At 39.6% G+C, this 15,713-nt stretch carries 12 protein-coding genes, 1 pseudogene and 1 other annotated feature; of the genes and pseudogenes, 8 read left to right on the plus strand and 5 right to left on the minus strand.

Going from position 1 to position 15,713, the window contains the following annotated elements:
• Positions 1 to 15 precede the first annotated feature (15 nt).
• A protein-coding gene (locus tag F907_RS07640; protein WP_087486619.1) for an IS3-like element ISAba19 family transposase occupies positions 16 to 1,235 on the minus strand; the annotation gives its coding sequence in 2 pieces (ribosomal slippage) (positions 16 to 959 and positions 959 to 1,235; 1,221 coding nt in all).
• Positions 844 to 960: a sequence feature (AL1L pseudoknot), on the minus strand. It overlaps the preceding gene by 117 nt.
• A gap of 49 nt (positions 1,236 to 1,284) precedes the next feature.
• Positions 1,285 to 1,947: pseudogene (locus F907_RS07630) on the minus strand (bile acid:sodium symporter family protein); the annotation flags it as partial.
• Between the two features lie 740 nt (positions 1,948 to 2,687).
• Between F907_RS07630 and F907_RS07625 the strand changes: the two are divergent.
• The 6 genes from F907_RS07625 to F907_RS07600 all read left to right on the plus strand — a co-directional run bounded on the left by F907_RS07625 (position 2,688) and on the right by F907_RS07600 (position 10,354).
• On the plus strand, positions 2,688 to 3,749 hold the full coding sequence (locus F907_RS07625; protein WP_005275307.1) for an HlyD family secretion protein: 1,062 nt from the start codon (positions 2,688 to 2,690) through the stop codon (positions 3,747 to 3,749).
• 24 nt (positions 3,750 to 3,773) lie between these two features.
• Positions 3,774 to 5,321 (plus strand): DHA2 family efflux MFS transporter permease subunit, encoded by a 1,548-nt coding sequence (locus tag F907_RS07620; protein WP_005241675.1) that lies wholly within the window; start codon positions 3,774 to 3,776, stop codon positions 5,319 to 5,321.
• Positions 5,322 to 5,473: 152 nt separating this feature from the next.
• Positions 5,474 to 6,295 carry a hypothetical protein gene (locus tag F907_RS07615; RefSeq protein WP_016652395.1) on the plus strand — a complete coding sequence of 274 codons (822 nt, stop codon included), beginning with the start codon at positions 5,474 to 5,476 and terminating at the stop codon, positions 6,293 to 6,295.
• A complete protein-coding gene (locus F907_RS07610; protein ID WP_016652396.1) occupies positions 6,292 to 7,878 on the plus strand; it encodes a GH3 family acyl-acid amido synthetase in 1,587 nt (528 codons plus the stop codon). The genes F907_RS07615 and F907_RS07610 overlap by 4 nt, the downstream gene beginning before the upstream one ends.
• 8 nt (positions 7,879 to 7,886) lie before the next feature.
• The gene (locus F907_RS07605) at positions 7,887 to 9,188 is read left to right on the plus strand and encodes a TolC family protein (protein WP_407636689.1); all 1,302 of its coding nucleotides are present in this window, start codon (positions 7,887 to 7,889) and stop codon (positions 9,186 to 9,188) included.
• The gene (locus F907_RS07600) at positions 9,188 to 10,354 is read left to right on the plus strand and encodes a hypothetical protein (RefSeq protein WP_016652398.1); all 1,167 of its coding nucleotides are present in this window, start codon (positions 9,188 to 9,190) and stop codon (positions 10,352 to 10,354) included. The genes F907_RS07605 and F907_RS07600 overlap by 1 nt, the downstream gene beginning before the upstream one ends.
• 67 nt (positions 10,355 to 10,421) lie before the next feature.
• On the opposite strand, the gene F907_RS07595 is transcribed toward F907_RS07600, so the two are convergent.
• From F907_RS07595 to F907_RS07585, 3 genes are all read right to left on the minus strand, one after another.
• Entirely contained in the window at positions 10,422 to 10,892 is a 471-nt protein-coding gene (locus F907_RS07595) for an SRPBCC family protein (RefSeq protein ID WP_016652399.1), read from the minus strand.
• Positions 10,870 to 11,229, minus strand: a complete 360-nt coding sequence (locus tag F907_RS07590; RefSeq protein ID WP_005241666.1) for an ArsR/SmtB family transcription factor — start codon at positions 11,227 to 11,229, stop codon at positions 10,870 to 10,872. Before F907_RS07590 ends, F907_RS07595 begins: the two co-directional genes overlap by 23 nt.
• Positions 11,230 to 11,321: 92 nt before the next feature.
• On the minus strand, positions 11,322 to 12,215 hold the full coding sequence (locus F907_RS07585) for a DMT family transporter (protein ID WP_016652400.1): 894 nt from the start codon (positions 12,213 to 12,215) through the stop codon (positions 11,322 to 11,324).
• Positions 12,216 to 12,304: 89 nt separating this feature from the next.
• On the opposite strand from F907_RS07585, the gene F907_RS07580 reads away from it, so the two are divergent.
• Positions 12,305 to 13,177: a LysR family transcriptional regulator gene (locus tag F907_RS07580; protein WP_016652401.1), complete on the plus strand. Its 873-nt coding sequence runs from the start codon at positions 12,305 to 12,307 to the stop codon at positions 13,175 to 13,177.
• 258 nt (positions 13,178 to 13,435) lie between these two features.
• The gene (locus tag F907_RS07575) at positions 13,436 to 15,640 is read left to right on the plus strand and encodes an OsmC domain/YcaO domain-containing protein (RefSeq protein ID WP_016652402.1); all 2,205 of its coding nucleotides are present in this window, start codon (positions 13,436 to 13,438) and stop codon (positions 15,638 to 15,640) included.
• Positions 15,641 to 15,713 lie beyond the last annotated feature (73 nt).

The raw sequence follows: 15,713 nt of genomic DNA on the forward strand, positions 1-15,713 counted from the left end.
ACTTTTTTATTTAAGTTAAGCCACCTGACCTAACGGGTTAATCTTATCATAGTACATTGCTTCAAACTCAAAAGGCGATACATAACCCAGTGCACTGTGTACACGCTTTTTATTGAACCAATCTACCCAGTTTAGTGTCGCAAGTTGTACATCTGCTAAACCTTGCCAATCTGCTTTTAAATATTCAATCACCTCTGTTTTGTATAAGCCATTCACCGTTTCAGCCAGAGCATTATCGTATGAATCACCCGTTGTACCGACTGATGCTCGTAAATTTGCTGCTTCTAAACGATTGGTATAGCGAATGGAAAGATATTGCACACCTCTGTCGGAATGATGAATCACATTCTTTGGCATGCCTCGATCATGCAATGCTTGCTCTAATGCATCAAGCACCATATCTGTATTCATCCGTGTAGATACTTTCCATCCAACAATTGCTCGTGAGAACACATCAATAACAAATGCGGTATATACCCAGCCTGAATGAGTTTGAATATACGTAAAGTCACCCACCCATAGTTGGTTTGGATGATCAGCATTAAAATTACGTTTCACTAAATCATCTGCCCGTTTTTGGTCATCTCGGTTACGGGTGGTTTGTTTATTCTTACCACGCCAAACACCTTGTATACCTAGCTTTTGCATCAATCGAGCAACTGTACAACGTGCAATAACATAACCCTCACGTTTCAATTTTTGCCAAACTTTACGTACACCATATCGACCTGAACTTTCTTTCCAAATTCGTTTAATTTGTTCAGCATGATACTCATCATGTAGATCTCGTTTCGCTCGATGTTCTGGATTGTCAGTGAGATCTAAAGTTCGGTAATAGGTTGAAGGTGCAATCGGTAAAATTCTACAAATCGCTTCAACACCATATCGATCTTTATTGTTATGGATAAAATCCACCATTATTTGTGTGGGCGGTCGAGCTCCGCCTGGGCGAAAAAAGCGGCTGCTTTACGTAGAATTTCATTGGCACGTTTTAATTCTTTAATTTCACGTTCCATTTGCTTCATTTTTTCTTGGTCAGATATCTGTTGTACTTTGGCAGGATTTAGTTGATCCAGATGCTTTAAATACCAAACACGCAATGTTTCAGGAGTACAACCGATTTTAGGAGCAATAGCTGTGATTGCTGCCCAAGTAGAAGGATAATCTTTTTCAGATTCAATTAGTAATTGAACCGCTCTTTCTCTAATTTCGGGGGTATAGTTTGGTTTTGTCATCGGGATAGTCTCTCAGAATATTGACTCTCCGACAAACCCGGTACGGTTCAAGTCGCGGTACGAAATAACCAATGCATAGACTGATTGCACAGAATAATGCAGTGGCAAATCCAATTTGACCAATGTATTCGATTAGATTATTTCGTTCTTTGATAATTGCACCAAGAATAATAATCAAAAGGAAAACCACGGCAAAAATACGAACAGGACGATTCATTTTTTCGGCTGTGCGGGGCGCATAATGGCGAATTAGCATCCCGATACAGACGGGGACAAGGATAATTGCAAAGACCTGCAATACTTTTGCAAATTGTAGTCCCACTTGTTGACCTTCATGCATAAAGTGAAGAATAGAAAAATTGACAATAATGGGCAAAAAAACGGCAGCGATAAGGGCGTTAATTGCAGTTAAGGTAATATTCAGTGCGATATCACCTTTATATAAGTAACTGAATAGATTTGCTGTTGATCCACCTGGTGACGCTGCGAGGAGCATCAAACCTACTGCAAGAAGTGGCGGTAAGGCCAATATTTTGCAAATTAAAAACGCAATACCAACCAGTAAAATAAGCTGGCAAAACAAGGCGATTAAAACTGCTTTAGGGTGTTTGCTTACCCTTGCAAAGTCTTTTATCGTGAGCTCTAAACCAAGTCCAGCCATTACGATTGCCAAGGCAATCGGTAAAAAAAGTGTAATGAGTCCAGAATCCATACGTAGTCCTTCCTTTTAGATCGATATTATTTTTCCAACTTTTTATTGCTGTTTTGTCCGATCAAATCACAACTTAACTGTATTTAAATTGATATAGTTCACATCTGAGCAGATCGTACAAATGACAGCTTTACTCGTACTTCACTATCTATAGTGTCAATAATGAATTAGCACATTTAGGTTATTCATTCTAATGATTTCTTTAGCTTAAATACGTTAGTCGCTTTTTCAAAAAAAAATTGTGTCATAGCGCACAATTTGATTGAATTAAAATGCATAAATAAATAGGGGAAAAATCAACTTTTTACAGAAATTACATTTTCATAACGTTTACTTTTTTTGTCATCACTTCATTTTTTTGTTTACAAATGAATTAAATTAACTAAGATATTGGACTAATTGGTAAAAACAAAAATTAAGATAAATTTAATAATATAGTTAAATTAAACAATGATTTAAATTTATTTTTTTACAAATGAAAACACGAATCATTTATACTTATGCTAGAGTTTCACAAATGTTTAATAAAATCTTTATACCATTTGGACAATTGGCAGAAATAGAAAAATGATATGAACAAAAGGTCAATGACATATTCTTTCATTAAGCATGATAATTTGCGCCGATTATTGCATTGTAACTATTAACTTATGCATAAATAAGTGAAAAGTTACGTGAAAATATTAATGTTTTGATGTGGCTCAAAATAAAAACTGTATATTACAAATAGCGGAATAAATATGGATAACGTAGCTCAGCTTGAAACTGATACTAATTTCCAAAGTCGAAAAAAAATAACCTGGGCTGTGTTCAGTGTGCTCATTTTATTTCTGATTTTAGGCATCGCGTATTATTTTTTAGTCTATCGATTCTATCAATCTACCGATAATGCCTATGTGCAAGCAGATGTCACTTGGGTGATGCCAAAGATCTCTGGCGAAGTGATGGAGTTAATGATTAATGACAATCAATTTGTGAAAAAAGGGGAACCCTTAGCCCTATTGGATCATCGTGATTATCAGGCGCGTTATGATCAAGCAAAATCTGTCGTGACACTAAAACAAGCTGCGCTTGATGTGCAGCAACAAAATGAAAAGTCCGCAAAGTCATCAATTAGTGAAGCGAATAGTGGTGTTGTTGCAGCCCAAGCAGATCTATCTCGTTTGAAAAAAGATTTTACTCGTTATCAAGATTTATTAAAGGACGGGGTGATTACTCGACAAAATTTTGAAGGTGTACAATCCCAATATTTAACTGCTCAAGCACAGCTCAGTAAGGCGCAAGCTACGGTTAATGCAGCAGAAGCACAGTTAGGCAGCTTACAGGCCAGCCGCGCACAGTTACTTGCAGATATTCAAAATGCCAATGCGACACTCGATCTTTATCAAATTGATCTTTCATCTTCGAAAGTAGTCAGTCCTGTAACGGGAAAAGTGGGAAGTCTTTCAATCCAAAAAGGTTCTCGTGTTTCTCCACAAACGCGTTTAATGGCCATTATTCCTGAGAAAAGTTTGTATGTACAAGCAAACTTTAAAGAAACCCAGATCGAAAAAATGCATATTGGTCAGGAAGTTAAATTAAAAATAGATGCTTATCCAAGTTTGACTTATACAGGCAAAATTGAAAGTTTTTCTCCTGCATCAGGAGCAACTTTTTCTCTAATGCCACCAGACAATGCGACTGGAAACTTTAATAAAGTCGTACAACGTATCCCTGTACGTATTGCAATTGATGCCAGTCCACACATTGAACTTATAAAACCTGGAATGTCAGTCAGTGCAACTGTTGATCTAAGAACTTAATCACCACGTTTTAGGTATAAGAAAATGAATAAACCTAGCGAAAATGAGTGGAAGTTTGCGCCAAAAACAGCATGGCTCATTTTTGCGGCCATGATTTTTGGTAATTTCATGGCGATTCTTGATATTCAAATTGTGGCCAGTTCTTTGAATGAAGTTCAAGCCGGTATGAGTGCCAGTCGTTATGAAGTGACATGGGTACAAACGGTTTATTTGATTGCTGAAATTATTGCCATTCCAATGTCAAGTATCGTATCGCGGGTACTCTCGACACGCATCTATTACACCATTTGCGCAATTGGATTCACAATCAGTTCTTTGCTCTGTGCCTTGGCGTGGAATCTGGAAAGCCTGCTGGTATTCCGGGCCTTTCAAGGATTCATGGGGGGCGGCATGATTCCAACTTCGATGACGGCATTGTATTTATTGTTTCCCGAGGCAAAACGTGCTTTACCTTTAGTCATGTTTGGCATGATCAGTACTCTGGGTCCTGCAATTGGCCCAACCATTGGTGGGTGGCTGACCAACAATTTTTCATGGCACTGGATGTTCCTGATCAACATTATTCCGGGCATTATCATTGCAACAGTGATCTTTTCAGGTCCAAACATTGATCGTGCGAACTATTCACTCATCAAGAGTATGGATTGGTTCAGCCTGATTGGTATGGCAATGTTTTTAGGCGGTCTGGAATATTTTCTGGACGAAGGCGCACGGCATGACTGGCTTGCAGATACAGGAGTTCGTGTCGCATTTATCATTTGCCTGATTGGCGGCATGATTTTCTTTTCACGCAGTTTTACTCAACCCAAACCTTTATTGGATCTGAGTGTATTTAAGAACAAAAACTTTACACTGAGCTGCATCATTACTTTTGTGATCGGAATGGCTTTATATGGTTTGGGCTATATGATTCCCGTATTTCTTGGTCAGGTCCGAGAAATGAACAGTAGCCAGATCGGTCATATCATGATGGTCACGGGCATTGTGATGTTCTGCTTTGCACCATTCCTCGCGTGGCTCATTCCGAATTTTGATACCCGAAAAACCGTCTTTGTTGGCATGGTCTTAGCTGGGTTTGGTGTTTGGCTCAATTCACATCTCAGTATTCACAGTGATTATGACTTCATGTTCTGGCCGCAGATCTATCGAGGTATTGGCCTCATGATTTGTCTGATTGTGGTTTCGCATTTGGCCATGAGCACATTGCCACTCACTAAGGTTGCAGACGCGAGTGGTATTTACAACCTGATGCGTAACATTGGTGGGGCGGTTGGTTTAGCACTCATTAACTCATCTTTAGATTGGCTAACGGCGATACATGTTACGCAGTTAAATCAGTACATGAATCCACAGAACTGGATTTTCATTGAAAGATTAGACCAGCTTACCGCGCAATATCAAGAAGTAGGCAGCAATGCCCAGCAAATCGCGCTCAGCGTAATTTATCGTGATATCCACTACCAGGCGCTTACATCCAGTTTCAATGATTTATTACGGATGCTGGCCATCATCATGTTTGTGGCAGCATTTTTAACCATATTTATGGATAGGGGGAAAAAGATGGACATGTAAATATTCAAAGCTAGAGGGTTGTTTTCATATAACGAAAAATAATAGGGCGTATACAACGTACCCCTTGATAACAAAAAACAGTGATACGGGTTTTTTAATATTTCTTTATGAGATAGGGGAACTTAAGTATCCAAATTTAGAGGTGGAAGCTGATGATTAATACAACATATAAACTGATTTCAAGATTCAATAGTAAAGAATCTACCTACGGGCAATATGTCGAGAAAGAACAAATCGATATTGAGCGCCTGAAAGTGATGTACTCAATTTATGAGCAATATTATGAGAATACGAGGTTTTCGATTTTTGTTGAAGATTTCAAAAAGAAAAGTGGTGCAATACTAATTTTCGATTCGGAAACGGACGAGATTGTTGGTTTCTCTACTGTGGTCGTACAGCATTTCTATTTAAATGGTAAAGACTACACCGTTTTATTTAGTGGTGATACTGTGATTCTCAGAAAGTTCTGGGGCACACGTACCCTACAGAGTACGATGCTTAAATTAATGATTAAATTAAGAGTCAAGTATCCCTTTAATGAACTGTATTGGTTATTGATTTCTAAAGGTTATAAAACTTATCTGCTGCTTGCCAATAATTATTATGTTTATTATCCAAATATCAATGATGATAACCAGCATTTATCGACAGTCATTGAGCATTATTGCGAGAACTTCTTTGGTGAGTATTATGACAAAGAAGCGGGATTATTAAATTTTGGTAGTGATTATCAACCACTTAAAGGGGAAGTGGCGCCAATTACTGCAGAAATGAGAGAGAAAAATCCGAATATTCATTTCTTTGAACAAAAAAATCCAACTTGGAGTGCAGGTACAGAGCTTCCTTGTATTGGTCGTTTGGGCTGGAAGGACATTGCACGTTTTCCGGTTAAATTAATGACTAAACCTGCCAGTAAAGGGCGATGCGATGCTTTATTAAAAAATTCAGCAACACGTCGGGAGGTTTTGCAATGAAGCAGACAGAATGGCTGACGTCAGGTTCTCACATCATTTTAAAGCAATGGTGTGATGCATCCGATCGAAACTTTAAGCAAAAGTTCAACGCATTGGAGACAACGCAACGTCAAATTTTACATTCGATATTGCAGACTTCAAGTTTAGCCAGAAATAAGCAAGTGCAAAATTATGAACAATTTGCAAACAGCTTTCCTGCTTCGCGCTATAGCGCGTGGCGGGAGGATATTCAACAATATCGAGAACAAAAACGATCTCTTTCTAGCAGCAAGTTAGTTCGCTTTCAACCCACCAGTGGCTCGAGTGAACAGATTAAATTTATTCCGTACACCAAATTGTTTTTAGATGAGTTGGATCATGCGATTGCACCGTGGATGGCGAGTATGTACCGCAAATGTCCTCAACTCCGTTCGGGTACGCACTATTGGTCAGTGTCATGGTTGCCCGAAAGCCAACGAGAAGTACTTAAAGACAAAAATCTTAATGATGACAGTGCATTATTGGGTTTTGGCAAGCGAATTCTATCGAAATTTACACAGGCTGTTCCAAGTAATGTAGCTTTTGCTGCCAATGCTGACGATGCGTTATTTGCGACGATTTGTTATCTGGTTGCCAACCGCAATCTCGCCATGATTTCGGTTTGGAGTCCGACTTTTGCATTGCAACTTCTAGATCGTTTAGAGCTGATGCAGCAAGAAGTGGTCGAAGTTCTGGAAACGGGTCAATGGGGAAGTCGTCAAAACTCATTAAAAGAAGTTAATGCGCCTTTAAGTTCCGAAGGTGCCAAGAGTTTAATGGACAGCTCCAATGGCGAGAAAATTGATTTTAATCAGCTATGGCCTAAATTGAGTCTGGTGTCGAGTTGGGATACTGCGGGTTCTAAGGCCTGGGCAGAAAAGCTAAAGCAACGTCTTCCTTCCGTGCAGTTTGAGGGGAAAGGTCTATGGGCCACGGAAGGCGTGGTGACCATTCCTTATAACAACCAATATCCGCTGGCCTATCAAAGTCATTTCTATGAATTTGAGTACTTAGAAGGTGAGAAAAAGGGACAGATTATTCCATCTTGGCAACTCAAAGTCGGAGATGTGGTCAGCCCGCTGATTACATCAGGCAATGGTTTACTGCGTTATTGCCTAGACGATTGTTTACTTGTCACCGGCTTTTTAGAACAAGTCCCATGTTTCGAGTTTCAGGGTCGCCGTTTCGGCGTCGACTTGGTTGGTGAGAAGCTGGCACCTGAAACGGCACAACAACTGCTTTCACAGCTGAATGAAACGGATTCCAAAGCAATTTCGCTATTGGCAATTGATACTGAGCAGCAAGTCAAACCATTCTATTGTGTTCTGTTTGAGGGCGAGATTCATCAGAGTATTAATGATGAATATATTGATCGTATCTTACGTCAAAACTTCCATTACGAACTGGCTCGAAACTTAGGGCAATTGGATCAACCACAGATTCGTCAAGCGCAGAATGGTTGGAATGCGTATAAAAAACTGGTGATGTTTGATGGCATTATCGAAGGTAATATTAAACCTGAACCGTTGAAGAAGGTGAGCTTAACGAGTTTGGAACAACTATGAGTAGAGGAATGAATCAGTTTAAAAAGTCATTCATATATTTATCTATTTTTTGGATTTCAAGCTCGGTTGATGCCATGACTTTAGATGATGCGCTGTCTGCAAGTTTAAGACATGAAAGTCAGTTAGAAGTGAGCCGATTAAGCGTCAATCAATCGGCAGCTATGCTTGAACAAGCCAAACAACGCGATGGACTCAAAGTGAATTTGGTGGGTCAGCTCGACTATGAAAGAGTCGAAACGCCCACCAATGTCATGTTTCCCACTGAAGGAAACCGAAAGGGTCGCAGTTTGCAATTACAAATGGATTACCCCGTCTATACATCTGGGCGACATCGTTTGGGAATTGATATGGCTAAAAATCAGCTGTCTGCACACACGGAAGGATTATCGGATCGACGCTCGGAAACGATTTTGAATACCGTCATGGTCTATACAGACGTGCTAAAGAAGAAAGCAATTCTGGAGCTGAGAAAGAAAACCATGTCCAATTTGCAACGTTCTTTGTATGAGTCACAACGGCGTTTTGATGTCGGGATGATTACCAAGGCTGATTTGGCACAAGTCTTGGCGCAAGTGGCACAAGGTCAGGCAGATATTACTCAAGCACAATCAAATTTGACTGTAAGTGAAGCGCAGTTTTATCAAATTACGGGAGTTACACCAGAAAATCTGGTTGCCATTAAGCATTTACCCCAGATTTCAAACCACTTAGATGAAATCTTGGCGAATACAAAAAATCATCCTGCTTTACTCCGTGCCAAATATGAAAAGCAGGCAGCCGAAAAACAATATGCCTTGACTAAACGAGAACTCTGGCCAACGGTGATGTTGACCAGTCGTTTAGGAAGGCAACATGAAGCAAGTTATATTGGCTCGGAAAGCAATAACTATATGGTCGGTGTCCAACTGAACGTGCCGCTATATGATGATGGGTTAAATCGAGCCAATACCAGAAAAGCACAAACCGATGTAGATTTGGCCAACCAAAAAATTCGGGGCTTAGAGTTAGATTTAAATCAGCGTGCTCGAACCACCTATGCGCAGCTTCAAACGATTCGACAAAATAAAGATGCACTTCAAAATGCCATTGATGCCGCCTCGATTGCATTTGTTTATACCCGCAAAGAGTTTGAGTTAGGAACAAAAACAACTTTTGATTTGCTGAATACCGAGCAAAAATTATTAGATGTACAAACTCAAAAGACAGTCAATGAACAAGATGAAGTTGTATTCGTCTTTCAATTATTAGACCAAATGGGCCATTTAAATGATTTGGTTCCAACACAAACTACACAGCAGGTGAATAATTAATGAAAACAAATCCACCGACATCTATTGAAAGCAGTCTCGTAACGCGTGAAGCAACTTTGGCTGACGATCAAGCATTAAGATCACTCATTGCCGTGCCCATGACCACCAAAGGGGTACAGATCAGTTTCCAACGCGAACCCAGCTATTTTAAAGCGTCTGATATTTTGTATCGTCATAAATTACATGTGGTGATTGAAGATACCGAGAATCAGAAAAATGTCGCTTGTTATAGCAATGGTCATCGGCCATGTTATGTTGATAAAACTGTACAAAATCTACGCTATGCCAGTGACTTACGTGTCGATCAAAACTATCGAGGTAAATCATTGGTTAAAGCTTTGGGCGTGCATGTCAAACAAACCATGCATGAACCTAATTTTAGCCAAATGATTATTTTTGATGATAATCATGCCGCGAGAGCAGCCATACAAACAGGTAAAACAGGAATTCCTGATTATTATGATGAAGGGTTAATTGAAACCCTAACCTTGACGCATGTGGGGACAAAAAGAAAAATTAAGGCTTTTTTAGAGCAGAATACTCAACTTCAAACTGAGGTTGGTGAGATTCAGTCCTGTATAGCAAGACCTGAACATATCAGCGCAATGAATGGCTTTATTGCTGAAATGTCACAATATTTTAATTTTATCCCTGCGTATAATTTTGAAGAGCTACTTGTAGAACACCACTATTTTACAGGCTTAAAACTTTCTGATTTCCAACTGTATTTTCAAAATGAAAAATTGGTCGGAATGTTTGGATTATGGGATCAGCATAGTCTTAAACAAACCAAAATTCTGCATTACAGTTCAGCGATTGGCGTATTTCGACCTGTCTATAATTTATTGACCAAAATCACCAAGGGCATGCCATTACCTAAACTTGGGGATTCATTAAAATACCACGTGTTACATACTTTGCTTTGTCATCCAGAGCAGCTAGCCTTGCATCATTTAATGCTTGAAGATGCACAACAATGGTCTAAAAAACGGGGTGTTGGCGTGGTGAGTTTTACTTTGTCACATCAAGATCCACGCTTTCAGCTTAATCAGTTTTATAAAGGTGAGCGATTAACGGGCATGCATGGTTTTATTAGTTTTGAGGGGGATCCACGTCCCAACTTTGATAAGAACCTGATTCCATATCTGGAAGTTGGGCGGATTTAATATTGATTTAAGTATAAAAAAAATCTTCAAAGTTTTGAGGATTTTTTTTATACCTGACAAATAAATCTTAAGCTTTCAAGCTATTTGCATATTCAACCAGTTGATCAATCACGGTACCCCAACCTTCAAAGAAGCCCATGTCTTCGTGTTGTTGGCGAGTTTCAGCAGTACGGTGTCTGGCAATTGCGGTATATTGGGTTGTGCCATTGCCTGCATCTTCAAGCAACAGAATTGCGGTCATGAATGGATTTTCAGCTGGTTTCCAATCTTCAGTATAGGTATCGGTAAAGACCAGTTTTTCACCCTCGATCACTTCTAGATAAACACCTTCATTTTTGATTTCATGACCATCGACATCAAAAGTGGTGTTGAATTTTCCACCCACTTTTAAATCAATCTCACAAGATTTGATTGAATGTGGGCGAGGGATAAAAAAGTGTTTAATATGCTCAGGGGTTGTCCAGCATTCCCAGACCAATTCACGAGGAACATCGATCACTCTTTCGAGTTTTAGATCAGTTTTTGGATCCAGTTTCATTTTCTCTTTTCCTTTTTAGTTCTAATGCGTAGTGGTCAAATTGATTGAGTCTCTGTTCCCAGATTGCTCTTTGCTCACTTAACCAATGCTGGATGGGAGTAAAAGCTTCTGGTGCCAAAGCACAGGTTCTTACTCGTCCATTTTTTTCAGAATGAATGAGTCCAGCTTCCTCTAATTTATTTAAATGTTTTAAAAAAGAAGGAAGTGCCATATCGTGTTGTTCAGCCAGCTCTGTAATTGATGCCTGTCCAGCGGATAGTCGTGTTAAGATTTCTCTACGGGTCGGATCGCTGAGCGCACTGAATAACAAATCGAGTTTAGAATCATACTTAGCCATAAAGCTAAGTATTGTGCATTTACTGATCTGAAGTCAATAGAAACTTAGCTAGAAGGCTAAGTTTTTTAAAGATGATCGATATCACTTTGTTTTTAGGGTTTATTAACTAACAAGATACCGATGAAACTGAGTGCTGCTCCCAGAGCCATTGACCATGTGATCGGCTCATTAAGAATAAAAAAGGCCAGTAATACCGCAAAAATTGGAACCAGATTGGTAAAAACAATGGTTTTAGATGCTCCAATACTCTGAATGGCTTGCACATACCAGATGAATGCCAATACTGTCCCAAAAGCACCTAAATAGAGAATGGATAGCCAACTACTGAGAGAAATTGTAGTTATGGAAAACTGTATGGATTGGGACATCAGGCTAATGAAGAGAAAAAGTGTGCCCCAAAGCACGGAGTAGGTGGTCATGGTCAAGGCTGGCACATTGGTCTGCTTAAAACAAACGGTATAAATAACCCAGCTACATACCGCTCCGCACATAAGCAGTTCGCCAGTACCAACAGCTTGATTGAAAGCGGCTAAAAAATGACCTTTGGTCACAACGATTAAGGTGCCCAGCAATGCAATACACATACCTAGGTAATTTATGTTTTTGAGCTTCTCATGAAAGAAAATACGCATGACCAAAACGGTTAAAATAGGCGATAAACTCACAAATAAGGCTGTTCGTCCTGCTTCAATTCTAGATAAAGCGGCAAAGAAAAATAAGTTATAAGCGAATACTCCTGTAAGCCCCATTAGGATGGCATAGAGATGTTGTTGCCCAGAAAGATTTGGAAACCCTCCAGAACTTTTAAACAAGAGGATAATAAGTAAGAGAGCTGCAAGTGCAAAACGCAAGAATGCAGACAATGTTGGAGAAATCTCTGAGGCGAGGATACGCCCTGCAATGAAGGTGCCACCCCACATTAGAGCAACAGCGATCAATTTAAAGTAAACCGTAGAACTCGATAGAGAAATGGCTAAATGACGCATGAATTTTTCAATCAATACAGAATTGAATCAAATCGTAAAATTAATTTAGTTTTATAGTAAAATGAGCTTTTGCTCATGAATGATGGATCATGACCCTGACTCAATTAGAAATATTCTCGAAACTGGCAGAATTCAAAAATTTTACCCTTAGCGCCCAGCAACTCAATATTTCGCAGTCAGCAATTTCACATGCACTCAAAGCATTGGAAAAAAAGTGGGATACTCAACTATTCTATCGAAATAACAATGAAGTTGAGCTGACAGCCGCAGGACAACGCTTGCTACCTTATGTGAATGAAATCTTGAATGTTTCTCATATTATTCATCAAGAGGTGATGGATCTTAAAGGTCTAAAAACAGGTACTTTGAGGATTGGGTCCTTTGGTGCATCATCTTCCAATGTGCTGATTCCACTGATTCTGAAAGCATTTCGCCAAAAATATCCTGAGGTCGAAGTACTGATTATGGAAGGTACAGATCAGGAGGTCATGCAATGGATTGAGGAACGAAAAGTGGATCTTGGTTTCGTGGTTTTACCTGAAGAACACCTAGATACCTATCCTCTTTTAGAAGACATTTTTGTAGCTTTAATTCCTGCTCAGCTAACGCTAGCTCAGCAAAGTTCAGTACGGTTGGAGGATTTGGTTGAGCATCCATTTTTGATGACTCAGGCGGGAAGTCAAAATCATGTCATGGAACTATTTAAGGCGGCACAACTGACACCACAGATTAAATATAACTTGTCGCAAATTTTGTCGATTTTGAATATGGTCAATGAAAATGCAGGCGTTTCCATTGTTGCCGACATGGCGCTAGACCAGAATATTCTTCAACTGTATCCAAATGTGGTAAAACGTCCACTCATGCCGAATATCAAAAGATCGATCGCTTTGGCTGTCAAAAACCATAAGCAAATAACCCCGATTGCACAAGCATTCATTGAAATGGCAAAACAGCTTTGAACATGGTTACAGTCAGGTTTTTCAGACATTCATCTTCTTAATTGCTCATAAAAAAGCTAGAAAAACAGACAAAAGTTATCAATTGCCTAAAATACTTCTATAATAGCGTCCATCATTACTAAGGTCAGTGTTTAGATACCGTGACGAGATGACCTTAGCCACACTTTTCTAAGTCTATTGCTTATCCACGATTCGGCTTATAGTTCAATATTTTCAATCTTATGTGCTTGCAACACATAAGAATATTTAGGTGCACGCATGGAAATCAAGGTTAATTATCTCGACAATCTTCGACAAGAAGCGAAGTTTGATGACTTTACGGTAATCGCCGATCAGCCGATTCGCTATAAAGGCGATGGTTCTGCACCCGGCCCATTTGATTATTTCCTTGCTTCATCTGCGTTATGTGCAGCTTACTTCGTTAAAGTCTATTGTGCTGCGCGTGATATTCCAACCGACAACATTCGTTTATCGCAGAACAATATTGTTGATCCTGAAAATCGCTACAAACAGATTTTTAAAATTCAGGTTGAATTACCTGCTGACATTTCTGAAAAAGACCGCCAAGGGATTTTACGTTCGATTGATCGCTGTACTGTAAAGAAGGTGATTCAAACCGGTCCTGAATTCGTCATTGAAGAAGTTGAAAGTATTGATGCGGATGCTCAGGCCTTGTTAATGCCAAGTCTGACTTCGGAAAACAACACTTATATTCTAGGTAAAGATCTACCGCTAGAACAAACCATTGCCAATATGTCCGAGATTTTGGCCGGTTTAGGCATGAAGATTGAAATTGCATCTTGGCGCAATATCGTACCGAATGTATGGTCATTACATATCCGTGATGCGCAATCGCCAATGTGTTTTACCAACGGTAAAGGGTCAACCAAAGAAAGTGCTTTAGCCTCGGCTTTGGGCGAATTTATTGAACGTTTAAACTGTAATTTCTTCTATAACGACCAATTCTGGGGTGAGGACATTGCCAATGCTGAGTTTGTGCATTATCCAGATGAGAAATGGTTTAAACCGGGTCCAAATGGCGAATTACCCAAAGAAATTCTCGATGAATATTGTCTAGAAGTGTATAACCCTGATGATGAATTACTGGGTACACATTTATACGATACTAACTCAGGTAATACGGAACGTGGTATTTGTTCATTACCCTTTGTACGCCAATCAGATGATGAAATCGTCTATTTCCCATCGAATCTGATTGAAAACCTCTATCTCAGTAACGGGATGAGTGCAGGCAATACCTTGGCTGAAGCTCAGGTTCAATGTTTATCTGAAATCTTTGAACGTGCGGTTAAGCGTGAAATTTTAGAAGGTGAAATTGCATTACCAGACGTACCACAAGAGGTACTGGCAAAATACCCAAGTATTGTGGCAGGTATCCAAGGGTTAGAGGAACAAGGTTTCCCTGTGCTGGTTAAAGACGCGTCATTAGGTGGTCAATTCCCTGTGATGTGTGTGACCTTAATGAACCCACGTACAGGCGGCGTATTTGCCTCATTTGGCGCACATCCAAGTCTTGAAGTCGCTTTAGAACGTAGTTTGACTGAACTACTGCAAGGTCGTAGTTTTGAAGGTTTAAATGATTTGCCGCAACCGACCTTCCAAAGCAATGCGGTGACCGAACCAAACAACTTTGTGGAACACTTTATCGATTCAAGTGGTTTAGTGTCTTGGCGTTTCTTTAGTGCCAAATCGGATTATGACTTTGTTGAATGGGACTTCACCAATGAAGGTGAAAACTCAAATGCTGAAGAAGCAGCGGAGTTATTTGGTATTTTGGAAGAGATGGGCAAAGAAGTTTACATGGCCGTGTATGAGCATTTAGGTGCAACTGCCTGCCGTATTCTTGTTCCAGATTATTCTGAAATTTATCTGGTTGAAGACTTGATTTGGGACAATACCAATAAAGCCTTGCTGTTCCGTGAAGATATTCTCAATCTGCATCGTTTAGATGAAGCGCAACTGGAAGCATTGGTCGAGCGTTTGGAAGAATGCGAACTGGATGATTATACTGAAATCACCACCTTAATCGGTATTGAGTTTGATGATAATACCGTTTGGGGGCAGTTAACCTTGCTTGAGTTAAAACTGCTGATTTATGTGGCATTGCAGCAGTTTGAAGAAGCCAAGGAATTAGTAGAAACCTTCTTGCAATACAACACCAATACAGTTGAGCGTGGCTTGTTCTATCAATGCATGAATGTGGTATTGGAAGTTATGCTTGATGATGAAATGGAACTGGAAGATTACCAGTTTAATTTCCGTCGTATGTTCGGTAATGAACGTATGGATGCGGTGGTGGGTTCAGTTGAGGGGGCCGTTCGTTTTTATGGCTTAACCCCAACCAGTATGAAACTGGAGGGATTGGATCGTCATTTACGTCTGATCGATAGCTATAAAAAGCTACATCAAGCACGTGCCAAAGCTGTCGGTTTAGCTGTTTAAAACTGGGTTAAAACACGTTGAGAAAGTGCATGTTGATCATGCACTTTTTTATTGACTGCAGACTCAATTTTTT

This window comes from Acinetobacter colistiniresistens (assembly GCF_000413935.1).
Classification (GTDB): Bacteria; Pseudomonadota; Gammaproteobacteria; order Pseudomonadales; family Moraxellaceae; genus Acinetobacter; species Acinetobacter colistiniresistens.